The sequence below is a fragment of the Kocuria sp. NPDC057446 genome (assembly GCF_042802875.1).
Taxonomy (GTDB): domain Bacteria; phylum Actinomycetota; class Actinomycetes; order Actinomycetales; family Micrococcaceae; genus Kocuria.
Genome location: NZ_JBHVDI010000054.1, coordinates 1 through 20,174 on the forward strand (window position 1 = coordinate 1; position 20,174 = coordinate 20,174).

The window sequence follows — 20,174 nt, forward strand, 5'->3', positions numbered from 1 at the left end:
GCTCGGCCGGGGCGGGACCGTGCGATTGGTAGACTCGGGGTCCCGTGATCTCTGGAGGTCGTTCGATGCCGCAGCGCGTCCGTGGAGGCACCATGCAGATCGGCGAGCTCGCCGAACGGACCGGGCTGTCCCTGCGCACCATCCGCCACTACGACGAGGTGGGCCTGCTCCCGGCCTCGCGCACCGAGGGCGGGTTCCGCGTGTACACGGAGCGGGACGTGGAACGGCTCACCCACATCAAGCGGATGAAGCCCCTCGGCTTCTCCCTCGAGGAGATGGCCGAGCTGCTCGAGCTGCTCGGCGCCGACGACCCCGCCACCGCCCGTCTGGCCGACTACCTCGAGCGGGCGCACCCGGAACGGGACCGGCTGGCCAGGAAGCTCGCCCAGGCGGACGAGTTCATCACGATGCTGGAGCAGCGGCTCCGGCGATGAGCCGGCACCCGACGTCGGGGCGCCCCTGCCGGCGGTCCTCGGGCGGGAATGAGCTGCGTCTCTTCCCGGCCGCGACCGATGACCCTACCCTCACGTTGGAGTAGAGTTGCTGCGCGGCCTCCCCGGCGCTCCTGCGCGCCCGGACGCCGCCCCGTCCGCGCGACGACGCGTCCGTCCGCACGCACACCACCCGGAGTGGCTCCGTCCCTCCGTCCTGCCCTCCTCATCTGCCCTCCCCACCTGTCCTCCTCCGCGAACGGAGCCTCCTTGGCCACCACGACAGCCGGTCCCGCCGCCGATCTGACCCCCGAGCAGCGCCAGTCGGTGCGCCTGACCCTGCGGTCCCCCCGCCACCTCAAGACGGAGGTCCTGGCCGGGCTCGTGGTGGCCCTGGCGCTCATCCCGGAGGCGATCGCCTTCTCGATCATCGCCGGGGTGGATCCCCGCCTGGGCCTGTTCGCGTCCTTCACCATGGCCGTGACCACGGCCGTGCTGGGCGGCCGGCCGGCGATGGTCTCGGCGGCCACCGGTGCGGTGGCCCTGGTGATCGCCCCGCTGGTGGCGTCCCACGGCCTGGACCACTTCATCGCCGCGGTCGTCCTGGCCGGCGTCTTCCAGGTGGTGCTGGCCCTGATCGGCGCGGCGCGCCTCATGCGCTTCATCCCGCGGTCGGTCATGGTCGGCTTCGTCAACGCCCTGGCGATCCTGATCTTCAGCTCCCAGATCCCCGAGCTGATCGGGGTGCCCTGGGCCGCTTACCCGCTCACGGCGCTGGGGCTGGCCATCGTGTTCCTGCTCCCCCGCCTGACGGGCGTGGTCCCGGCCCCGCTGGTGGCCATCGTGGTGATCACGGCGATCGTGGTGCCGATGGGCATGGACGTGCCCCGTGTCGGCGACAAGGGCGAGCTCCCCGAGTCCCTGCCCTCGCTGTTCTTCCCGGACGTCCCGCTGGACCTCGAGACGTTCCGGATCATCGCCCCGTTCGCACTGACCATGGCGCTCGTGGGCCTGCTGGAGTCGCTGATGACGGCCAAGCTCGTCGACGACATCACCGACACCCGCTCGAACAAGACCCGCGAGTCCTGGGCCCAGGGCGCGGCCAACATCGTGACGGGATTCTTCGGCGGGATGGGCGGCTGCGCGATGATCGGCCAGACCATGATCAACGTGCGCGCCTCCGGGGCCCGCACCCGCATCTCCACCTTCCTGGCCGGGGTCTTCCTGCTGGTCCTCGTCGTCACCCTCGGCGACGTCGTGGCGGTCATCCCGATGGCCGCGCTGGTGGCGATCATGATCTTCGTGTCCTGGGCGACCTTCGACTGGCACTCCGTGCACCCCTCGACCCTGGCGCGGATGCCGGTCCCCGAGACCCTGGTGATGCTCTCGACCGTGGCCGTGACGGTGTGGACCCACAACCTCGCCCTCGGGGTCATCGTGGGGGTGCTCGTGGCAATGGTCGCCTTCGCCCGCCGGGTGGCCCACTTCGTGACCGTGGACCGGGAGCTCGTGCGCCGGGAGGACCGGGAGACGGCGGTCTACACGGTGCACGGTGAGCTGTTCTTCGCCTCCTCCAACGACCTCTACACGATGTTCGACTACGCCGGGGACCCGCAGCGGGTGGTCGTCGACTTCTCCGACTCGCACCTGTGGGACGCCTCCACGGTGGCGGCCCTGGACTCCGTGACCGCCAAGTACGCCCACCACGGCAAGGACGTGGAGATCGTGGGGCTCAACCAGGCCAGCCGCCGGATGCGGGTGCGCCTCGGGGGCATGCTCAACGCCGAGCACTGACCAGGGACCGGGCGCGAGCCCCGGAGGAACCGCCGGGCGGCGGCACCACGGCACGATGCTCGATTTGCGTTCACAATCCTTTGTTTCTGCATGTGAACTGGATCACACCGCAGGTCTTGCCGAGCACCGCGGAATCGAGCATCCTTGCTTCTCACCAGGGGATTCTGTGGTCCGTCGAGGATCATCCCCCGGCTCTCGCACCGTCGACCGACAGCTCGCCGCCTCCGGATCCCGGAGGCGTCACGGGCATCCGGTCCGGGGGCGGGAGCAGCAGGGAGCGGGGCCGGCTGGGGGGCCGCCCCGCTCCCCTTCTGCATGTCCGGGCCGCGGAGTCAACCCGGCCCCTGTACCGGAGTCCCTGGAGTCCCCGGAAACCCCACAGCTTCAGGACAGCGGTCCGGACGGCTGCCGTCACCCCGGCGGTGGCGCCCGCGGGAGTCCTGGCGTCCGGAGGAAGCACCGGTGGTCCGGAAAACGCACGCGTGCGGGCGTCGGATGGTGCCCCGGCGCGGTGGCCGCAACCATGATGGGGTCGGCGGCGCGAGGGCGCCGCCACGGACGGTCCCGGTCCGCTGCGCAGCGTCGCGCCCGGCCCGGGGCCGTCCCCGAACCGCAGCACCACACTTGGGGGGCCCGTGGACGACGACAGGATCGGAGCCGTGCAGGCGCGCCTCGCCCGGCACGCCGTCGAGCGTGCCGGTCTCGACCCCGCCCGGCTGTGGTGGCACTGCTTCCAGCTCGGCGGCGAGGTCGGGGTGCTGGAGGTGGACGCGTACCTGCACGGGTGCCTGCGCCTGCCGGCCACCCACCGCGATCTGCTCGCCCGCGCGGTCAACGAGCTCTCCCGGGGAGCACCGGTGGCCCGGGTCCCGCTCTCCCGGGAGATCGCGGGTTCCCGGGGCGACGCCGGCCCGCAGGACCTCGGCAGCACGCCGGGCACCGCGCCGCGCGCCTGATCCGCCGTCTCCACGGCCGCCTCCTGCGCGGCCGCCTCCTGCGCGGCCGCCTCCTGCGCGGCCGCCTGCTGCGCGGTGCTCCGCCCGCGGGGCCCTCCGCGGGCGGCGGCGTCGGCGATGGCAGAATGGGCCGGGGTGCCGGCCCGGACGACGGCCCGCACCCGGCCGGGCGCGTCGCCGCCGGCCGCACGCGCCCGTCGTCGTCCCCGTGCTCCCCACCTCGACCCTAGGATGTCGGATGGCCCAGTCCTCGCCCCGCACCGCACCGCCCCCCGCACCGGCCGGCTGGTCCACCCTGCACCGGCACCACATCGGTGTGGACGTGGGCGGCACCCTGATCAAGTACGCGGCCGTGGACATGGCCGACGGCGAGCTGACCGCCCCGGTCCTCCAGCGCCCCACCCCGCTCCCCGCCACGCCGGACGCCCTGGCCGAGGAGCTCGTGCTGATGGTGCAGGAGCTGTCGGCGGGACCCGCGGCCCCGCACCCGGAGGCCAGCGTTGGAGTGGCGCTGCCCGCCATCATCCGCCACGGCGTGGCACGCTCCGCCGCGAACATCGACGACGCGTGGATCGGGCTGGACGTCCAGCGGTTCCTCACGCAGCGGCTGGGCCGCACCGTGCAGGTCCTCAACGACGCCGACGCCGCGGGCCTGGCCGAGCTGCGCTACGGCGCCGGGCGCGGGAGCAGCGGCACCGTCCTGGTCATCACCCTGGGCACCGGCATCGGCTCGGCGCTGTTCGTGGACGGCAAGCTCGTGCCCAACGTCGAGCTGGGCCACCTCGAGCTCGGCGGGGTCGACGCCGAGGTGCGGGCCTCTGCGGTGGCCAGGGAGCGGGACGGGCTGGACTGGCCGGACTACGCCGAACGGCTCCAGCAGTACTTCGCGCACCTGGAGTTCCTGTTCTCACCGGACCTGATCGTGGTCGGCGGCGGGATCTCCGCCCGGCACGAGGACTTCCTGCCCCGTCTGCGCCTGGAGACGCGCGTGGTCCCGGCCGAGCTGCGCAACGCGGCGGGCATCATCGGCGCCGCCCGGCACGCCTACCTGGCCGTGCCGCCGGCGGTGGCCTGACCCCGGAGGGCCTGCCGGAAGTACTGCACGCCCGCCAGGACGTGCAGGACGGCCGCCGCCTGCACCATGACCCGGCCGACGTCCGTCACCTCGGGGCTGGACCAGGCGGGCCCGGCCAGGACGAGCACGGTGCCCACCATGAGCAGGGCCGTCTTCGCCTTGCCGACCGTCGTGACCCGCAGCGTGGCCAGCGAGCGCCGGACCAGGGTGGCGGTCGCCACCACGACGTCGACGACCGCGATGACGATCAGCACCCACCACGGGAACAGACCCACGATGCTCGCGGCGACGGCGATCGCCACGGTCCCCAGCCGGTCGGCGAGGGGGTCCATGACCTCGCCGACCCGGCTGCGCTGCTGCAGCGCCCGGGCGAGGGTGCCGTCCACCCAGTCGGTCAGGGAGAAGAGGGCGACGAGGACCAGCGCGCGCACCGGGCGCTCGTCGATGTCGAGGACGGCCAGCACGGCCGGGACGATGAGCGCGAAGCGCACCACCGAGACCAGGTTGGGCACCGTGAGCACGCGGTCGTAGTACGGCGACTCCACCGGCTCGACCGCGTCCTGGTGCTGCTGTGCCATGTGCTCGTCCTGTCCTCCGGTGCTCCGTGCGGGCGGTCCCACGCCCGCCGGTGCTTCCATCGAGACTATCCCGTCGCTGCCGGTGGCCCGGCAGATGACGCCGACCGGCGCGTGCTCCGGCACGTGCCGGGCGGCGTCTACGCTGGACCGGTGAGAGGCGGGACCGTTCCCGTCCCGGACCGCAGGAGGCCGCCGTGGAACCGCACGTGCACTTCGTCACCCTGTCCACCCCGGACCTCGAGGCCGCCCGGACGTTCTACGTGCAGGGTCTCGGCTGGGAGCCGCTGCTCGACGTCCCCGGCGAGATCCTCTTCTTCCGGATCGCCCCCGGCACGGTGCTGGGTCTCTTCGACGCCCGCAAGTTCGCCGAGGACCTCGGTCTGACGGCGGAGACCCCGGCGCAGGGCGTGACGCTCGCGCACAACGTGGACAGCGAGGCCGCGGTGCGCACGGGCGTCGACGCGATGCGCGCCGCGGGCGGCACCGTGCTCACGAGCCCGCGGCCGGGCGCGTTCGGCGGCATCTTCCACGCGCACGTCGCCGATCCCAACGGTGTGGTGTGGGAGATCGCGCACAACCCGGGATGGCGGGTCGACGACGACGGGACCGTGCACCTCGGCTGAGCGCCCCTGCCCGGTGCTGTCCGCCCACCGGGCCCGCGCCCCGGCCGGACCCGTGCGGCTGCACCGGACCCGCTGCGGGCAGGTCAGTCGCGGACGTCGACGCGCAGGTGATGCTCCACGTCGTGCAGGAAGTACGCCGCGAAGCTCGCCACGGTGAAGTCCTTCCCGTCCCCGCGCCGGCCGGTCCGGGCCCACTGCTCCTCCGTCACGGCGTCGAAGGCGTCAGCGGTGGCGCGCACCTCCTGGGCGAGCTCCCCGGAGACCTCGTAGGGGTCCTGCAGGTTGTACCGCTCCTGGACCGCGGCGGCGTCCTGGTCCCAGTCCGCGAAGACGGGGTCCTGCTCGTCGAGCATGAGCCGCAGCCGCTCGCGGAAGACCCGGCAGAGGTCCCGGACGTGGCACGCGTACTCCAGCGGGGACCACGTGCCCGGGCGGGGCCGGTCCGTCATCCCGAGGCGGTCGAGGACCGCCGCCCACCGCTCGACCGTGTCCCGCGCCCGCTCCCCCGTCGTCGTGACGTCGTAGCGCGGGTCGAAGCCGCAGTCGGGGCAGCCCCGGTCGAGCACCACGGTCCAGTCCTTGGTCTCCGGAGGGACCGGGGAGATGTCGGGGGTGCCGGGGTGCTCGGTGGTCATGCCGTCAATGTACCGGGGCCCACCGGGCGCGGCGAGGCCCCTCGACGGCCCGGGCGGGTCAGAGCTCCAGCCGGTCCAGGACCTCGTCCTCGCTCAGCGGCTCCCCGCGCTGGATCCGGCGGGTCCGGCGGAGGTCGGTCGCGGCGAGCACCACGGTCGCGGTCGCCAGGACGAACGAGAGGATGCCGAGGGTGTTGGCGAACCCTGCGGACAGGCCGAGGTGGACGGGGTCGGTGAGCCGGGTCAGCACGGAGGCGCCGGAGCCGCCCACCCGGTCCGGGAGGACGGCGCCGAAGCCGGCGAGCACGACCCACGCCGCCGGCATCGTCAGGGCGGACCGCAGGGAGCACCCGGCCGGCGCGTGCGCCCGGGCGTCACGGCGCAGCAGCACGCTCGCCACCACGAGCAGCGCGGTCAGCGGCAGGGCCAGCGTCAGGGTGTAGAGCAGCACCAGGTCACCGGCGGCCCCGGCGAGGCCGCGGCCCACGGCCACCCACATCCCGAGCAGCAGGGCCGCCGGGACCCCGAGGACGGGCACGGCGCGCTGCAGCGCGGCGGGACGGTGGGGCACGCGGTCGAGGGCTGTTTCCACGCCCGCCAGTCTATCGACGGGCTCCCCGCCGGAGGCCCGGCCCGGGGCGTCCCGGTAGGCTGGAGCGCATGCCCTCCCCCGGATTCCCGCACGCCGTCCTCTTCGACCACGACGGCACCCTCGTCGACACCGAGCCCCTGTGGGACCGCGCCAAGCAGAACCTCGCCGCCGAGCACGGCCTGCTCTGGACCCCCGAGGACTCGCTCGCGACCCTGGGACGGCCCGTCGCCGCCACCCTCGACCGCATGCGGCAGGTCGGCGTGCCCCTCGGCGAGGACGAACTGTTCCGGGCGGTCTTCGAGCACAGCGTCCGTGTCCTGGAGGACACCGAGCTGACGTTCATCGACGGGATCGCGGAGCTCCTCGAGGACCTCTCGGCCGCGGGGATCCCCGCGGCGATCGTCACCAACGCCAGCTCGGCGATGGGCCGCCACACCGCCGCCGCGGCGCCGGAGGACCTGTTCCGGGTGGTCATCGGAACGGACGAGTACGCCCAGGGGGTGCGTCCCAAGCCGGACCCGGACGCCTACCTCGAAGCGGCGCGCCGCCTGGGGGTGGACCCCGCCCGCTGCGTGGTGGTCGAGGACTCCCCCGCCGGGGCCGCCGCGGGCGTCGCCGCGGGCATCACCACGGTGGTCGTCCCCGGGGAGCTCGAGGTCGAGCCCGGTCCCGGTCTGCTGCACCTGGCGTCCCACCGGGAGCTGACCCTGGACCTGCTGCGCTCGCTGGACCCGCAGTCGCCGTCGTCGCCCTTCCACCCCGCCCAGGAGGCCCGCCCGTGAGCACCCCCGGATTCCCCGCCGCCGTCCTGTTCGACCACGACGGCACCCTCGTGAACTCGGAGCCGCAGTGGGCCGTGGCCAAGCGCGCGGTGGCCGGGCGGTACGGCGTCGGCTGGAGCACCGAGGACGATCTCGCCACGCTGGGCCGGACGGTGCCCACGTCGGCGCGGCTGATGGTCGAGCGCGGCGCCGACGGGACCGTCGAGGCCATCACGGCCGAGCTCGGCCGGGAGGTCGCGGCCGCCCTCACGGGCGAGGTGCCGTTCCTGCCCGGCATGCGCGACCTGCTGACGGAGCTCGAACGGGCCGGCATCCCCGGTGCCGTGGTGACGAACGCCCTGACCGTGGTCGCCGAGGGCACCGCGTCCGGGGCGCCCGAGGTGCTGCGCGTGGTCGTGTCCCAGGAGGACGTGGAGCACGCCAAGCCGCACCCGGAGCCCTATCTGCTCGCGGCGCGGCGGCTGGGCGTGGACCCGGCGCGGTGCGTGGCCGTCGAGGACTCGCAGACGGGGGCCGCGAGCGCGGCGGCCGCCGGCATGCCGGTGGTGGTGGTGCCGGGTGAGCTGCCGGTCGAGCCGGCGCCCGGCTTCGTGCACGTGGACGCCCACACGGACGTCACCCTGGCGTTCCTGCGGGGGCTGGCTCCACCCGTCTGACACAAGGGGTCCGACCCGGCGCCTCCGGCGCGGACCGGTTCCGCCCGCGGGCCGATCATCGGCTCCCGCCCCCGGACGGTCGCGACCCGGGCCGGCTCCGCCCGCCCGACGACGAGGGCCCGTCCCCCGCCGGTCCGCGGGAGGCGGAACGGCAGGGAACGGGCCCTCGGAGACGTGCTGGAGATCAGCGGGTCGCGGTGCCCTGCGGCGAGGACGCGCGGCGCGGGCTGCGGGTGCGGCGACGGGCCGCGGCCTGCGTGGAGCGGTCAGGCGCGGACTCGGTCGAGTACGCGGGCGCCGCGGAGCGGGTGGGCGCCGCGGAGCGCGCCGGTGCCGCCGAGCGGGAGGCCGAGCCGTTGCCGGGGCGGGAGCCGCCGCGGTTGCCGGTCTCGGTGCGCTGGTCCCGGGAGGCGTTGCGCGGCTGCTCGGACCGGCTCTGTCCGCCGCGGCCGCGTCCACCGGACCGGCCGGCGCCGGAGCGCTGGCCGCCCGCGGGGCGCCCCTGCGTCTGGACGGCCGGCGGCACGTAGGCGACCTTCTCGGCGAGCTCGCCCACGAGCTCCGTGACGGCCGGGGAGCCGACGGTCACGGTGTCGAAGTTCGCGGTGACGCCCGCGGCCTTCATGAGCTGCGTGACCTCGCGGCGCTCCTCCTTGGTGGCCACCGTGACCACGGAGCCGGAGGCGCCGGCCCGGGCGGTGCGCCCGGAGCGGTGCAGGTAGGACTTGTGCTCGGTGGGCGGGTCGATGTGCACGACCAGCTCGACCTCGTCGACGTGCACGCCGCGGGCGGCGACGTCGGTGGCCACGAGCACGCGCACGTCGCCGGCGGAGAACTGGGCGAGGTTGCGGTCGCGGGCGTTCTGGGACAGGTTGCCGTGCAGGTCCACGGCGGGGATGCCCATCTGGCTGAGCTTGCGGGCCATCTTCTTGGCGCGGTGCTTGGTGCGCGTGAACATCACGCGGCGGCCCGTGCCGGAGGCCAGGGCCTCGATGAGCTCCTGCTTCTCGTCGGCGTCCACGACGAGCACGTGGTGGTCCATGGTGGACACGGACGCCTGCGGGGCGTCCACGGAGTGCTTGACCGGGTTGGACAGGAACTGCTTGACGAGCTTGTCCACGCCGCCGTCGAGCGTCGCGGAGAACAGCAGCCGCTGGCCGCCCTGGGGGGTGCGCTTGAGGATGCGGGTCACCACGGGCAGGAAGCCCATGTCGGCCATGTGGTCGGCCTCGTCGATGACCGTCACGCGCACGTCGTCGAGCGTGAGGATGTTCTGCTTGAGCAGGTCCTCGAGCCGGCCGGGGCAGGCGATGACGATGTCGGCGCCCTTGGCGAGCGCCTTCTCCTGGTTGCGCTGGGAGACCCCGCCGAAGACCACGGTGGTCGTCTGCCCGGCGGCCTCGGCCAGCGGGGCGATCGCACGGTCGATCTGGGTGGCCAGCTCGCGGGTGGGGGCCAGGACCAGGCCGGTGGGCCGGTTCGCCCGGCGTGCGGCGCGGGCGCCGTTGCCGGTCAGCCCGGCGAGCCGGGACACGAGCGGCAGCGCGAACGCCACGGTCTTGCCCGAGCCGGTCTTGCCGCGGCCGAGCACGTCGCGGCCGGCCAGCGAGTCGGGGAGGGTCTTCTCCTGGATGGGGAACGCCTGGTCGATGCCCTGCTGGGCGAGGACGGCGGAGAGGGCCTTGGGCACGCCAAGGTCGGTGAAAGTAGCCAAAACTGGGATACGTCTTTCGATCGGATGTCCCGGCAAGGGGGTAGCGCGCCGGGTTGCGCCGAATGACTCCTGGAGCCCCTGCGAGCGGGCTGAGACCGTCTGGAACGGTGCCACGCTGGAAGAAGAACGGGGTGCTCGACGCCTGCCTGCTCACCCGGGAACGGGGAGCAGTGCCATATGCAATACGACTCACCCTACAGCACCGGCGGCGCGCCACCACCCTGATGTGGCGGACAGCACGGCAGCACCCCCGCACCCGCGGTTCCCCGAGCGCCGAACTCACCGGGTCGGTGCGAGATGTGAGCACAAGTGCCGACATCTCGCACCGAACCGGTGAGTTCGCGGGGAGAAGCGGGCGGAGGGGCGGCTACAGCGCCGTGTATCCGCCGTCGACCAGGTAGTACCCGGCCGTCATGAAGGAGGCCTTCTCCGAGAGCAGGAACGTGGTGAGGGCGGCGACCTCCTCGGCGCGGCCCAGCCGGCCGAGCGGGTGCTTGGCGGTGAGTCCCTCGAGGACCGAGGCCGGCGCGGTCCGGAGCAGCGGGGTGTCGATGTAGCCGGGTCCCACGGCGTTGATCCGCACCCCGCGCTGCCCGTACTCCACCCCGGCCTGCTTGCTGAGCCCGACCACGCCGTGCTTCGCGGCGGTGTAGGCGCTGTTGCCCGCCGCGACGGCCACGGTGCCGTGGACGGACGCCATGTTGACGATCGCCCCGCCGCCGGCCTGCTCGATGGCGGGCAGCTCGTAGCGCATGCCGAACATGACGGCGTGCAGGTCGATCTGCACCGTGCGCACCCAGGCGTCGATGTCCGACTCGCCCACGGCGTCGGCGCTGCCGCCGATGCCGGCGTTGTTCACCGCCAGGTGCAGGGCCCCGTAGGTCTGCTGGGCGAACTCGACCGCGGCCTCGCAGTCCTCCGGCTTCGACACGTCCTGCCGGAACCCGGCGGCGTCGCCGCCGGCGGCCATGATCGCCTGGACGACGTCGTCGATCCGCCGGGTGTCGATGTCCGTGACGACGACCCTGGCGCCCTGCGCCGCGAGGTCCTTGGCGCAGGCCTCGCCGATGCCGGAGGCGGCGCCGGTGACGAGGGCGACCTTGTTCCTGAGGTCAGTCATGTGGTTCTCCTGCCGTGTGTCCGCTGGGCCGGGCCGGACGGCCCGACGCTGCCAGTCTGACCGGAAACGTCGGGGCCCGCGAGGGGTGGCACGGGCGCCGCCGGCCGTGCCACCGCTCGCCCCGGGCGGAGGCTCAGCCCTCGGCGTCCTCGGCCTTCTCGGCGTCGTGGGCACGGCGCAGCGCGGCGGAGTCCGCCTCCTGGGCGGCCTTCTGCTCACGGACCACCTCGGTCAGGAGCTTCGTCATCTCCTTGGCCACGCCGGCCGCGGACTGCGGGTTCTGCCCGGTGACGAGGCGGTCGTCCACCACGACGTTCTCGGTCCAGTTCGGCGCGGTCCGCACGTCCGCGCCCTGCTCGACGAGTTTGTCCTCGAGCAGGAACGGGACGACGCCCGACTTCCCGACCTCGTCCTCCTCGGCGTTGGTGAACGCGGCCACCTTGCGTCCCTCGACGATGCGCAGCCCGGTGGACAGCTCGACGTCGACGAGCCCGGAGGGCCCGTGGCAGACGGCGCCGACCACTCCCCCGGCGTCGTGCACGGCGGCGACGAGGGACTGCAGGTCGGCGTTGCCGGCGAAGTCCCACATCGTGCCGTGGCCGCCCACGAGGTAGACGGCGTCGTACTGGGCGGCGTCGACCACGCTGATCCGCGGGGTGTTGTACAGCGAGGCCCGCACGGTCTCGTCCTCGAGGAACTGCCGCTGGATCTCGTCCTCCTCGTCCTTGCCGTCCTGCGGGGGCTGCCCGCCGGCGATCGAGGCGAAGTCGACGAAGTACCCGGCGTCCCGGAACACCTTCCACGGGTGGGCCGCCTCCCCGACGAAGTAGCCGGTCGGCTCCCCGGTGTCGCCGAGGGTGTCGTGGCTGGTGAGAACGAGCAGAACCTTCTTCATGGTCTCGATGTCCATGTCTGTCCTTCCGTCGGGTGGCAGGACGCGGGAGGCGTCCTGCGGGCGGATGGCCAGCCTAGGCGCCGCGGACCGGCCCGGGACGGGTGTTCGCTCCCGGCGCCTCCTGCGGGGAGGTGGCCGGAGCTCCCCTGATAGGGTCGTTGACGACTCAATGACCCTGTTCCCCCTTCCCGAAAGGACCGACCATGAGCCTCTCCAACGCGATCCTCCGCGGCGTCTCCGGCGCCTACCTGCTGCAGTCCGGCTACGGCAAGAAGGACCTCCCCACGGAGGCCGCCGCGGGCCTCCAGCAGTTCGCCGCCACCGGTGTCCCGCAGTTCAAGGAGTGGGACGCCGACACCTTCGGCAAGTTCGTGGCGTACTCGGAGATGGGCATCGGCGCCGCCCTGCTGACCCCGTTCGTCAACAAGCGCCTCGCGGGCCTGGCCCTCGGCGCGTTCTCCGCCGGGCTGCTCTCGATGTACTTCCGCAACCCCGAGATGACCCAGGAGGACGGTGTCCGCCCGACCGAGGCCGGCACGGGCCTGTCGAAGGACGCCTTCCTGGCCGCGATCGCCGCGGCCCTGGTCGTCTCCAAGTAGGCAGCCCTTCCCGGGAGCCCCACGGGTGCCGCTCGTCCGCCCGGACGGGCGGCACCCGTCTCTCCTTCCCGGGTCGTGCGCTCCGCCGCGTCCAGGAGCAGCGCACCCACACCGCGGGAACGCTCGGCCTCGTCGACCACCAGGGCGGTGAGTCGGGCCCGGTTGGCGCCCTCGGTCAGGAACGGCACCCGGTGGACGTGCGCCAGACCGACGACCCGGGAGCCCGTCTCCGCCACCAGGGCCCGGTCGTCAGGCGGGAGGCCTGCCCGGGTCGTCCGCGGTGGTCTCCACGGACAGCACGTAGCCCATGGTGTGGGTCTCCTCAGGCTCCAGGTGCACGGAGTCGGCGTGGGTGTTGGCGCCCTCCACGCACACGAAGTCGGTCCAGCCGTCCGGCCCCACGTCCGGCATCGCGGCGGCCTGATCCGCCCAGGGGTTCCACACCACGGTGGTGCCGGAGTTCTTCTTGCGGATCCGCAGCGCCCGCCCGAGCACGGGGTCCACGACGGTCACGTCGCCGGTCGAGCGGTACACCCGGTCGGTCTCGCCGTCGAACCGGAGGGCCCCCTCCTGCACGCAGTCCTCGCGGCCCAGGACCTTGTCCCGGTAGGAGGCACCCGCCAGACCCTCGACCCGGATCTTCCGCACGTCCCCGACCACCAGGTAGGCGTGCAGCGCCTCCTCGAAGTCGAAGGCCCGCTCACCGGTGTTCGTGATGCTCAGCTCGAGGGACAGCTCGGCACCGAAGCGGACCACGAAGTACGCCTCGAACGCGTGGGGGAACTGCTCCCGGTGCGCCGGGTCGGTGACGTCCGCGTCGGAGAGCCGGTAGACGACCACCGCCTCGTGGTCCGAGGACTCGCGCGACTCGACGTGCCACGGCAGCGTGCGGGCGAACCCGTGCTTGGGCGCGCGCCCGCCCTCCGCCCCGTCCGCGAACCAGGGGAAGCAGATCGGGACGCCCCCGCGCACGGGAGTGCCCGTCTCGAGGGCGGTGCTCGGGGACAGCCACAGCACCGGGGCGTGGCCCGTGGGGATCCAGTCGATGACGTGGGCGCCCTGGTCGTGGACGGCGCCGGTGGCGTCCGCGCAGGAGAACGGGCGGGGCTCGGGAAGTCGGCTCATGCCCCTCAGGCTAGACGGAGGGCCCGGCCGCCGTCAGGAGGCCGGGCCCTCGTGGTCCGCCCGGTGCCCGTCAGACGCCGGTGCGCTCGTACGAGTCGATCGCTCCGGGGTGGCCGGCCATGAACGCGTCGACCTGACGGCGGTCCGCCCGCAGCTGCGGATCGTGGCTGAGGTAGTGCTTCGTCTCTCGGACGATCAGCCCGGAGAGCAGCAGCAGCCCGAGGAGGTTGGGCAGCGCCATGAGACCGTTCATCACGTCGGCGAAGTTCCACACGACCGTGAGCGGCACCGTGCAGCCCACGAACACCACGAGGGAGAACACCACGCGGTAGGGCATCACGGCCTCCCTGCCGAACAGCCGCTCCATGCAGCGCTCGCCGTAGTAGGCCCAGCCGAGGATCGTCGAGTAGGCGAACATCACGAGCCCGATGGTGACCACGTAGTGGCCCCACTGCCCGGGCAGACCCTGGCTGAAGGCGTCGCCGGTCATCGTCGCGGCGAAGTCCGCCCCCTGCTCCCAGACCCCGGTGGTGATGAGCACGAGCCCCGTGCAGGTCACCACGATGATGGTGTCGATGAAGGTCTGCGTCATGGAGACCAGGCCCTGGCGGACCGGGTGCGTGGTCTGGGCCGCGGCGGCCGCGATCGCGGCCGAGCCCATGCCGGACTCGTTGGAGAAGATGCCGCGGGCCACACCCATCTGCACGGCGAGCATGATGGCCGATCCGGCGAACCCGCCGACCGCCGCGGTGCCGGAGAAGGCGTCGGTGAAGATCAGGACGATCGCCTGCGGGATGGCCGCCACGTTGACGAGCAGGATGAACAGGGCGCCCAGGACGTAGAAGACGATCATCACGGGCACGAAGCTCGCCGTGACCTTCCCGATGGACTTGATGCCGCCCACGAGCACGGCCAGGGTCAGCACGGCGAGCACTGCGCCGGTGATCCAGGTGGGCACGCTGAAGGAGCTCTCCAGGTTGGAGGCGATGGAGTTGCCCTGCGTCATGTTGCCGATGCCGAACGCGGCCAGCGCCGCGGCGATGGCGAAGAAGATCGCCAGGACCTTCCCGAACCGGTTGCGGATGCCGCGCTCCAGGTAGTACTGCGGACCTCCGGAGATCTCGCCCTTGGCGTCCGTGGTGCGGAACCGCACGGCCAGGAACGCCTCGGAGTACTTGGAGGCCATGCCGAGCAGCCCCGTGACCCACATCCAGAACAGGGCGCCGGGCCCGCCGATCGAGATCGCTGTGGCCACGCCCACGATGTTGCCGGTGCCCACGGTCGCCGCGAGCGCCGTGGTCAGCGCCTGGAACTGGGAGACGTCACCACCGCGGGCGTCGGCGTCCTTGCGGTCGAACAGGGCCAGCCGCAGCGCGGGGACCAGCTTGTGGAACTGCATCCCGCCCAGCCGGACGGTCAGGTACAGGCCGGTCAGCAGGAGCAGCGGGATGAGGACGTAGGGCCCCCAGATGATGCCGCCCAGCTCGCCGAGGGCAGTCTCGATGGTGTGGAGCATGTGTTCTCCCGTGGGTGTCGGGTGGATCGGGTGTCGGGCCGGAACGGGACTGTGACCTCTGTCTCGGCCGAGGGCATCTAATCACAGGTCCGCCGGTCCCCCGGGCAGGGACTGCCGGATCGCCACAGTGTGGCCCCGCCCCGTTTCCGCCCGGTTACGGTCCGGCCGGGACCACGGGATCCTCCGGCGCCCGTCCCGAGAGCCGGTGCGCGAGCAGCACGGCGCCCGTGGCGAGCAGCGAGCACACCGCCATGGACACCGCCATGGGCACCGCGGTGTGCTGACCGGCCAGGCCGGTCAACGGGCTCACGAGCCCGCCCAGGAGGAACTGGAGCAGGCCGAGCACCGCCGACCCGGCCCCGGCGCGGCCCGGGACCCGGCCCTGGGCGAGGGCCACGGCGTTGCCCATGACGAAGCCGATGCAGGTCTGGCTCACGAAGAGGTGCGCCAGGGTGGTCCACCCGGTGATGCCGACCAGCACCAGGCCCAGGCCCGCCACGTTGACGCCGGCCATGACCACGATCGCGGTCCGGAGGATCGTGCCGGGGTCGACCCGGTCCACGAGGCGGGTGTTGACGACCGCGCCCAGGATCGAGCCGCCCGCGTTGACGGCGAAGACCACGGAGTAGCCGAGCGCCGAGTAGCCGAGCACGTTCTGCAGCACGAACGAGGAGGCCGAGATGTAGGAGAAGAGGGCGCCGAACGCGAGCCCGAAGGCCAGCGCGTAGGCCATGAAGGACGGGGTGCGCAGCACGTGCCAGGACCCCGTGACGACCGCGCCCACTCCGCCGCGGTGCCGCCGGTGCGCGGGCAGGGTCTCCGGGACCACGAGCACGGAGCACGCCAGCATCAGCAGCCCGAACGCCGCGAGCGCCCAGAACACGGTCTGCCACGGGGCCACCGTGGCGATCACCCCGCCCAGCAGAGGGGCCACCACCGGGGCCAGGGACGTGATGGTCGCGAGGACCGAGAACAGCTTGGCCGCCCCGCGGCCGGAGGCGATGTCCGAGACGACGGCGCGGGCGATCACCACGCCCGCCGCCCCGGCGAGGCCCTGGACCGCTCGCAGGACCAGCACCGTCCCGATGCTCGGGGCGAGGACCACGGCCACGGAGCTGAGCAGGAACAGCGCGTTGCCGGCCACCATGAGCCGGTGCCGGCCCAGCACGTCGGACACCGGCCCCAGCAGGAACTGCCCCAGGGCCATGCCGACCATGTACGTGGTCAGGGTCAGCTGGACCGCTGAGGCCGAGGCCCCGAAGTGCCCGGCCATGGCCGGCATCGAGGCCAGGTACATGTCCGTGGCCATCGGGCTCACGGCGCTGAGGATGCCCAGGGCCGCCACCAGCACCACCCGGTCCTTGCCGCCGGAGAGGCGCAGGCGGGAGCGCACGAGGTCGTCGGGCGGAGGTGAGCTCATGGGCGGGTCCTTCGGCACAGGCTGCGGGGCGGGGCAGGACGGGGTCGGGCGGAGCGGGACAGGGTCGCACCGAGCCCGGGGGCGGAGCGCGCGGTCCGGGGCGCGACCCATGCTATCGACGCCGGGACCGCGGCGAGCACCGCGGCGGCAGCGACAATGTCCCCATGAGACTCGCCGTGTACACCGGGGCCTCCCTCGGCTCCGATCCCCTGTTCCCCGAGGCCGCCCGGGCCTTCGCCACCGCGCTCGCCCGCCGCGGCGTGGGCGTCGTCTACGGCGGCGGCCACGTGGGACTGATGGGCGTCGTCGCCGACGCCGCGCTGGCCGCCGGCGGCGAGGTGATCGGGGTCATGCCGCAGTCCCTCGTCGACGACGAGACCGCCCACACCGGCCTGACCGAGCTGCGCATCGTCCGGACGATGCACGAGCGCAAGGCGGGGATGGCCGCGCTCGCCGACGGCTTCGTGGCCCTGCCCGGCGGACTGGGCACCCTCGAGGAGATCTTCGAGGCGTGGACCTGGCTGCAGGTGGGGGTGCACGCGAAGCCGGTCGGCTTCCTGGACGTGGCCGGCTACTGGAGGCCCCTGCTGGACGCCGTGGCCTCGATGTCCGCGGCCGGTCTCGTCCGCCCCGAGTACCGGGACGCCGCCGTGGTCGCCCAGGACGCCGACCAGCTGCTCGCCCGGTTCGCGGTGTGGAAGGCGCCGAGCCGGCGGTGGGCGGAGCCGCCCGTTCCCGGCGCCGACGCACCCGTGGTCCGCCCTGCCCCTAGGATGTAGGGCGATGAGCGAGCACACCCCTTCCCCCGCCGAGGGCCCTGCACCGGGTCCTGTCCCCGAGGCGTTCCACCGCCGGCCCTACTCCTTCGTGCGCCGGGGCGACCGCCTCACGGCCCGCCGGCAGAAGGCCTGGGACGACTGGGCGCCCACGCGGGTGCTCGACGTCCCGCGCGTGCGCACGGACACCTCCGTCCACCCCGACCACGAGTTCGACGCGGCCGCGGCCTTCGGCCGCGAGGCGCCCCTCGTCGTGGAGGTCGGCTCGGGGCTCGGGGAGGCGGTGGTGCACGCCGCCGCCCAGGACCCCGCGCGCAACTACCTCGCCGTGGAGGTCTACAAGCCCGGGATCGCGGACCTGCTGCTCAAGGCGGGGCAGGCCGGCGTGGACAACGTCCGCGTGGTGCAGGCCAACGCCCCCGAGGTCCTGGAGCACATGCTCGCCCCGGCCTCGGTCGACGAGCTCTGGGTGTTCTTCCCGGACCCCTGGCACAAGACCCGCCACCACAAGCGGCGCCTGGTCTCCCCCGCGTTCGCCGAGCTCGCCGCCCGGGTGCTCGTCCCGGGCGGGCTGTGGCGGCTCGCCACGGACTGGCAGGAGTACGCCCTGGTGATGCGCGAGGTCCTCGACGCGTCCCCGCAGTTCGAGAACCTCCACCCGGGCCCGCTCGCCGACGACGAGCACCCGGACACCGGATGGGCCCCCCGCTGGGAGGGACGGGTCCTCACGAGCTTCGAGCGCAAGGCGCAGGAGGCGGGCCGCGTCCCCCGCGACCTCGTCTACCGCCGGTCGGCGTGAGCGCGGTCCCCGGCCCGGAGCCGGACGGATTCGTCGTCGTGCCCCCGGGCGATCCCCGCACGCCGCCGCTGCTCGAGGGCCTGCGGCACGAGTACGTGGAGCGCTACGGTCCCCAGGTCGGGGCGGAGGAGATGGCCGAGCACCCCGTCGACGACTTCACCGCCCCCGCCGGAGCGCTCCTGCTCCTCCTCGAGGGCGGCGTGACGGTGGCGGGCGGCGCGTTCCGCCGGCGCGACGACGACACGGCCGAGCTCAAGCGGGTGTGGACCGCCCCGTCGCACCGCCGGCGCGGGCTCTCCCGGCAGGTCCTCGCCGAGCTCGAGCGGCTCGCCGCCGCGGCGGGCTACCGGCGCATCCACCTCACCACGGGCAGCCGCCAGCCCGAGGCGTCCGCCCTGTACCGCAGCAGCGGGTACGTCCCGCTGCCCGGGGTCGCCCGCCGCTATCCGGGCGGCGCGTACGACGTGGGCTTCGAGAAGCACCTGTCCTGACGCCGCCCGGGGCGCGGTGCCGCTCAGCGCTCCTGCTGGCGCGGAGGCCGGTACAGCACCACGGCCTGCGAGATCTTGCGGGCGCGGGGACGGGCGCCGCGGGCCATGCGCACCACGTCCCCGCCGACGCCGGCGGCGAAGATCCGCGAGGACTCCTCGGCCCGGTCCCGGGCGTCCTCCAGCTCCTGGGACAGCTCCGCCACCCTCGCCCGCAGGGCGGCGACCTGGTTCTCCAGCTGCAGGATGCGCCGGATGCCCTCGAGGGACACGCCCTGCTGGGACAGCACCTGGATCTGCTGGAGCTTCTCGATGTCCCGCTGGGAGTAGCGGCGGGCCCGGCCCGGGGCGCGGGAGGGCTTGACCAGGCCCAGCCGGTCGTACTGCCGCAGCGTCTGCGGGTGCATCTCCGCGATCTCCGCGGCCACGGAGATCACGAACAGCGGCTGGTCCGCGTCCAGGGCCATGTCACACCCGCGCCTTCTCGGCCAGGCCGGCCCGGGGGTCCTCGGCCGCGGTCGCCTCGGCGAAGGACCGGACGGCGGCCTGCGCCTGCTCGTCGAGCCCCGCCGGCACGTGCACCTCGACGGTCACGATGAGGTTGCCCGCGCCCTTCGCCGTGCTGACGCCGCGCCCCTTGACGCGGAAGCGGCGGCCCGAGGACGTGCCCGCCGGCACCTTGACCCGCACGGTGCCGCCGTCCAGCACGGGCACCTCGATCGTGGCGCCGAGCGCCGCCTCGGGGAACGAGATCGGCACCGTGACCTCGACGTCGTCCGTGCCCTCGACCCGGTGGAAGAAGGGGTGCGGCGTCACGTGGACGGTGACGTAGAGGTCCCCGGCCCCCCCGGGCCCGGAGTGGCCCTTGCTGGCGAGCTTGAGCTTCTGCCCGTCGCGCACGCCGGCCGGGATCCGCACCGTGGTCTCCTGGCCGTTGCCGCGGCGCAGCTTGATCGTGGTGCCGTGCACCGAGGAGCGGAACGGGATGGTCGTCTCCGTCCGGATGTCCTCGCCGCGCGCCGGCGGCGGCTGGTAGCCGCCGCGCCCGCCCGGCGCCCCGTACCCGGTCTGACCGCCGAACTGCGCGAACAGGTCCTCGAACCCGCCCGGGCCGCCGGGGCCGCCGGTCGAGTAGGTCGTGCGGCGGCGGCGCCCTCCGCCGCCCCCGCCGAAGATGTCGCCGAAGAGGTCCTCGAAGTTCGCCGATCCGCCGGCGCCGCCCGGGCCGCCGGCGGTGAAGCGCGCGCCGGAGCCCATCGCGCGGATCGCGTCGTACTGCTTGCGCTCCTCCGGGTCGGAGAGCACGGAGTTCGCCTCGGTGATGTCCTTGAACCGCTGCTCGGCCTCCGCGTCGCCCGGGTTCTGGTCCGGGTGGTACTGGCGGGCGAGCTTGCGGTAGGCCTTCTTGACGTCGGCGGCGGACGCATCCCTGGAGACGCCGAGAATGCTGTAGAAGTCCTTGTCGATCCAGTCCTGGCTGGCCATGACGCCTCCTTTCTGTGGGGCCGGTCGGGGTCCTGCGGGACAGGGCCCGGTGGTGGTCCGGGGATCGTCCCCGGCGCCGCGGCGCCGGGGACGGGTGGACGGGTCAGGGGAGGCC

Annotated in this window: 22 protein-coding genes and 1 pseudogene; 11 read left to right on the forward strand and 12 right to left on the reverse strand. The window is 73.6% G+C overall.

All coding sequences use genetic code 11. The annotated features are described in order from the left end of the window. Positions 1-65: 65 nt before the first annotated feature. The 4 genes from ACFU0Y_RS08615 to ppgK all read left to right on the forward strand — a co-directional run bounded on the left by ACFU0Y_RS08615 (position 66) and on the right by ppgK (position 4,256). Positions 66-434 (forward strand): MerR family transcriptional regulator, encoded by a 369-nt coding sequence (locus ACFU0Y_RS08615; RefSeq protein WP_380214063.1) that lies wholly within the window; start codon positions 66-68, stop codon positions 432-434. A gap of 267 nt (positions 435-701) precedes the next feature. Further along, entirely contained in the window at positions 702-2,225 is a 1,524-nt protein-coding gene (locus tag ACFU0Y_RS08620; RefSeq protein WP_380214064.1) for a SulP family inorganic anion transporter, read from the forward strand. Positions 2,226-2,860: 635 nt separating this feature from the next. Beyond that, positions 2,861-3,181, forward strand: a complete 321-nt coding sequence (locus ACFU0Y_RS08625; protein WP_380214065.1) for a hypothetical protein — start codon at positions 2,861-2,863, stop codon at positions 3,179-3,181. 238 nt (positions 3,182-3,419) lie between these two features. Further along, complete coding sequence (gene ppgK / locus ACFU0Y_RS08630) at positions 3,420-4,256, forward strand: polyphosphate--glucose phosphotransferase (RefSeq protein ID WP_380214066.1); 837 nt, start codon at positions 3,420-3,422, stop codon at positions 4,254-4,256. Here ppgK and ACFU0Y_RS08635 read toward each other — a convergent pair. Beyond that, positions 4,226-4,834: a CDP-alcohol phosphatidyltransferase family protein gene (locus tag ACFU0Y_RS08635; RefSeq protein WP_380214067.1), complete on the reverse strand. Its 609-nt coding sequence runs from the start codon at positions 4,832-4,834 to the stop codon at positions 4,226-4,228. The genes ppgK and ACFU0Y_RS08635 overlap by 31 nt on opposite strands. Positions 4,835-5,028: 194 nt before the next feature. Between ACFU0Y_RS08635 and ACFU0Y_RS08640 the strand changes: the two genes are divergently transcribed. Then, on the forward strand, positions 5,029-5,457 hold the full coding sequence (locus tag ACFU0Y_RS08640; RefSeq protein ID WP_380214068.1) for a VOC family protein: 429 nt from the start codon (positions 5,029-5,031) through the stop codon (positions 5,455-5,457). A gap of 83 nt (positions 5,458-5,540) precedes the next feature. Here the strand turns inward: ACFU0Y_RS08640 and ACFU0Y_RS08645 are convergent, their stop codons facing one another. Both ACFU0Y_RS08645 and ACFU0Y_RS08650 read right to left on the reverse strand, forming a co-directional pair. Then, on the reverse strand, positions 5,541-6,092 hold the full coding sequence (locus tag ACFU0Y_RS08645) for a DinB family protein (protein WP_380214069.1): 552 nt from the start codon (positions 6,090-6,092) through the stop codon (positions 5,541-5,543). A gap of 58 nt (positions 6,093-6,150) precedes the next feature. Next, positions 6,151-6,684 (reverse strand): hypothetical protein, encoded by a 534-nt coding sequence (locus tag ACFU0Y_RS08650; protein ID WP_380214070.1) that lies wholly within the window; start codon positions 6,682-6,684, stop codon positions 6,151-6,153. 68 nt (positions 6,685-6,752) lie between these two features. Here ACFU0Y_RS08650 and ACFU0Y_RS08655 point away from each other — a divergent pair, with 68 nt between their 5' ends. Both ACFU0Y_RS08655 and ACFU0Y_RS08660 read left to right on the forward strand, forming a co-directional pair. Then, positions 6,753-7,466 (forward strand): HAD family hydrolase, encoded by a 714-nt coding sequence (locus ACFU0Y_RS08655; protein WP_380214071.1) that lies wholly within the window; start codon positions 6,753-6,755, stop codon positions 7,464-7,466. Beyond that, positions 7,463-8,122, forward strand: a complete 660-nt coding sequence (locus ACFU0Y_RS08660) for an HAD family hydrolase (protein ID WP_380214072.1) — start codon at positions 7,463-7,465, stop codon at positions 8,120-8,122. The genes ACFU0Y_RS08655 and ACFU0Y_RS08660 overlap by 4 nt, the downstream gene beginning before the upstream one ends. A 184-nt stretch (positions 8,123-8,306) precedes the next feature. Here ACFU0Y_RS08660 and ACFU0Y_RS08665 read toward each other — a convergent pair whose 3' ends face one another. The 3 genes from ACFU0Y_RS08665 to ACFU0Y_RS08675 all read right to left on the reverse strand — a co-directional run bounded on the left by ACFU0Y_RS08665 (position 8,307) and on the right by ACFU0Y_RS08675 (position 11,866). Next, positions 8,307-9,812 carry a DEAD/DEAH box helicase gene (locus ACFU0Y_RS08665; RefSeq protein ID WP_380214073.1) on the reverse strand — a complete coding sequence of 502 codons (1,506 nt, stop codon included), beginning with the start codon at positions 9,810-9,812 and terminating at the stop codon, positions 8,307-8,309. Between the two features lie 391 nt (positions 9,813-10,203). After that, on the reverse strand, positions 10,204-10,956 hold the full coding sequence (locus ACFU0Y_RS08670) for an SDR family NAD(P)-dependent oxidoreductase (RefSeq protein ID WP_380214074.1): 753 nt from the start codon (positions 10,954-10,956) through the stop codon (positions 10,204-10,206). A 133-nt stretch (positions 10,957-11,089) separates the two neighbouring features. Beyond that, positions 11,090-11,866, reverse strand: coding sequence for a type 1 glutamine amidotransferase domain-containing protein (locus ACFU0Y_RS08675; protein ID WP_380214075.1), 777 nt, complete (start codon positions 11,864-11,866; stop codon positions 11,090-11,092). A gap of 188 nt (positions 11,867-12,054) precedes the next feature. Between ACFU0Y_RS08675 and ACFU0Y_RS08680 the strand changes: the two genes are divergently transcribed. Continuing rightward, the gene (locus ACFU0Y_RS08680) at positions 12,055-12,450 is read left to right on the forward strand and encodes a hypothetical protein (protein ID WP_058873841.1); all 396 of its coding nucleotides are present in this window, start codon (positions 12,055-12,057) and stop codon (positions 12,448-12,450) included. Between the two features lie 125 nt (positions 12,451-12,575). Here the strand turns inward: ACFU0Y_RS08680 and ACFU0Y_RS08685 are convergent. From ACFU0Y_RS08685 to ACFU0Y_RS08700, 4 genes and pseudogenes are all read right to left on the reverse strand, one after another. Beyond that, positions 12,576-12,776, reverse strand: a pseudogene (locus ACFU0Y_RS08685) (hypothetical protein); the annotation flags it as partial. Then, complete coding sequence (locus ACFU0Y_RS08690) at positions 12,700-13,575, reverse strand: D-hexose-6-phosphate mutarotase (RefSeq protein ID WP_380214076.1); 876 nt, start codon at positions 13,573-13,575, stop codon at positions 12,700-12,702. The gene ACFU0Y_RS08690 and the pseudogene ACFU0Y_RS08685, both read right to left, overlap by 77 nt. A 70-nt stretch (positions 13,576-13,645) precedes the next feature. After that, the gene (locus ACFU0Y_RS08695) at positions 13,646-15,091 is read right to left on the reverse strand and encodes an alanine/glycine:cation symporter family protein (protein ID WP_380214077.1); all 1,446 of its coding nucleotides are present in this window, start codon (positions 15,089-15,091) and stop codon (positions 13,646-13,648) included. Positions 15,092-15,245: 154 nt separating this feature from the next. After that, positions 15,246-16,511 (reverse strand): multidrug effflux MFS transporter, encoded by a 1,266-nt coding sequence (locus ACFU0Y_RS08700; RefSeq protein ID WP_380214079.1) that lies wholly within the window; start codon positions 16,509-16,511, stop codon positions 15,246-15,248. A 164-nt stretch (positions 16,512-16,675) separates the two neighbouring features. Between ACFU0Y_RS08700 and ACFU0Y_RS08705 the strand changes: the two genes are divergently transcribed. Genes ACFU0Y_RS08705 through ACFU0Y_RS08715 form a run of 3 tightly spaced genes read left to right on the forward strand, consistent with a single transcriptional unit; the run spans position 16,676 to position 18,577 of the window. After that, complete coding sequence (locus ACFU0Y_RS08705) at positions 16,676-17,290, forward strand: TIGR00730 family Rossman fold protein (protein WP_380214080.1); 615 nt, start codon at positions 16,676-16,678, stop codon at positions 17,288-17,290. Positions 17,291-17,294: 4 nt separating this feature from the next. Further along, the gene (gene trmB, locus ACFU0Y_RS08710) at positions 17,295-18,086 is read left to right on the forward strand and encodes a tRNA (guanosine(46)-N7)-methyltransferase TrmB (RefSeq protein WP_380214081.1); all 792 of its coding nucleotides are present in this window, start codon (positions 17,295-17,297) and stop codon (positions 18,084-18,086) included. Beyond that, a complete protein-coding gene (locus tag ACFU0Y_RS08715; RefSeq protein ID WP_380214082.1) occupies positions 18,083-18,577 on the forward strand; it encodes a GNAT family N-acetyltransferase in 495 nt (164 codons plus the stop codon). The genes trmB and ACFU0Y_RS08715 overlap by 4 nt, the downstream gene beginning before the upstream one ends. Positions 18,578-18,600: 23 nt before the next feature. Here the strand turns inward: ACFU0Y_RS08715 and ACFU0Y_RS08720 are convergent, their stop codons facing one another. Beyond that, the gene (locus ACFU0Y_RS08720) at positions 18,601-19,041 is read right to left on the reverse strand and encodes a heat shock protein transcriptional repressor HspR (RefSeq protein WP_380214083.1); all 441 of its coding nucleotides are present in this window, start codon (positions 19,039-19,041) and stop codon (positions 18,601-18,603) included. A gap of 1 nt (position 19,042) precedes the next feature. Beyond that, positions 19,043-20,059 carry a DnaJ C-terminal domain-containing protein gene (locus tag ACFU0Y_RS08725; RefSeq protein ID WP_380214084.1) on the reverse strand — a complete coding sequence of 339 codons (1,017 nt, stop codon included), beginning with the start codon at positions 20,057-20,059 and terminating at the stop codon, positions 19,043-19,045. Positions 20,060-20,174 lie beyond the last annotated feature (115 nt).

Excerpts from the sequence above, each read along its gene's own strand:
- ACFU0Y_RS08655 (WP_380214071.1), top strand. The coding sequence starts at position 6,753 with ATGCCCTCCCCCGGATTCCCGCACGCCGTCCTCTTCGACCACGACGGC.
- ACFU0Y_RS08670 (WP_380214074.1), bottom strand. The coding sequence starts at position 10,956 with ATGACTGACCTCAGGAACAAGGTCGCCCTCGTCACCGGCGCCGCCTCC.
- ACFU0Y_RS08690 (WP_380214076.1), bottom strand. The coding sequence starts at position 13,575 with ATGAGCCGACTTCCCGAGCCCCGCCCGTTCTCCTGCGCGGACGCCACC.
- ACFU0Y_RS08635 (WP_380214067.1), bottom strand. The coding sequence starts at position 4,834 with ATGGCACAGCAGCACCAGGACGCGGTCGAGCCGGTGGAGTCGCCGTAC.
- ACFU0Y_RS08615 (WP_380214063.1), top strand. The coding sequence starts at position 66 with ATGCCGCAGCGCGTCCGTGGAGGCACCATGCAGATCGGCGAGCTCGCC.
- ACFU0Y_RS08645 (WP_380214069.1), bottom strand. The coding sequence starts at position 6,092 with ATGACCACCGAGCACCCCGGCACCCCCGACATCTCCCCGGTCCCTCCG.
- ACFU0Y_RS08720 (WP_380214083.1), bottom strand. The coding sequence starts at position 19,041 with ATGGCCCTGGACGCGGACCAGCCGCTGTTCGTGATCTCCGTGGCCGCG.
- ppgK (WP_380214066.1), top strand. The coding sequence starts at position 3,420 with ATGGCCCAGTCCTCGCCCCGCACCGCACCGCCCCCCGCACCGGCCGGC.
- ACFU0Y_RS08700 (WP_380214079.1), bottom strand. The coding sequence starts at position 16,511 with ATGAGCTCACCTCCGCCCGACGACCTCGTGCGCTCCCGCCTGCGCCTC.
- ACFU0Y_RS08695 (WP_380214077.1), bottom strand. The coding sequence starts at position 15,091 with ATGCTCCACACCATCGAGACTGCCCTCGGCGAGCTGGGCGGCATCATC.
- ACFU0Y_RS08680 (WP_058873841.1), top strand. The coding sequence starts at position 12,055 with ATGAGCCTCTCCAACGCGATCCTCCGCGGCGTCTCCGGCGCCTACCTG.
- ACFU0Y_RS08675 (WP_380214075.1), bottom strand. The coding sequence starts at position 11,866 with ATGGACATCGAGACCATGAAGAAGGTTCTGCTCGTTCTCACCAGCCAC.
- trmB (WP_380214081.1), top strand. The coding sequence starts at position 17,295 with ATGAGCGAGCACACCCCTTCCCCCGCCGAGGGCCCTGCACCGGGTCCT.
- ACFU0Y_RS08725 (WP_380214084.1), bottom strand. The coding sequence starts at position 20,059 with ATGGCCAGCCAGGACTGGATCGACAAGGACTTCTACAGCATTCTCGGC.
- ACFU0Y_RS08705 (WP_380214080.1), top strand. The coding sequence starts at position 16,676 with ATGAGACTCGCCGTGTACACCGGGGCCTCCCTCGGCTCCGATCCCCTG.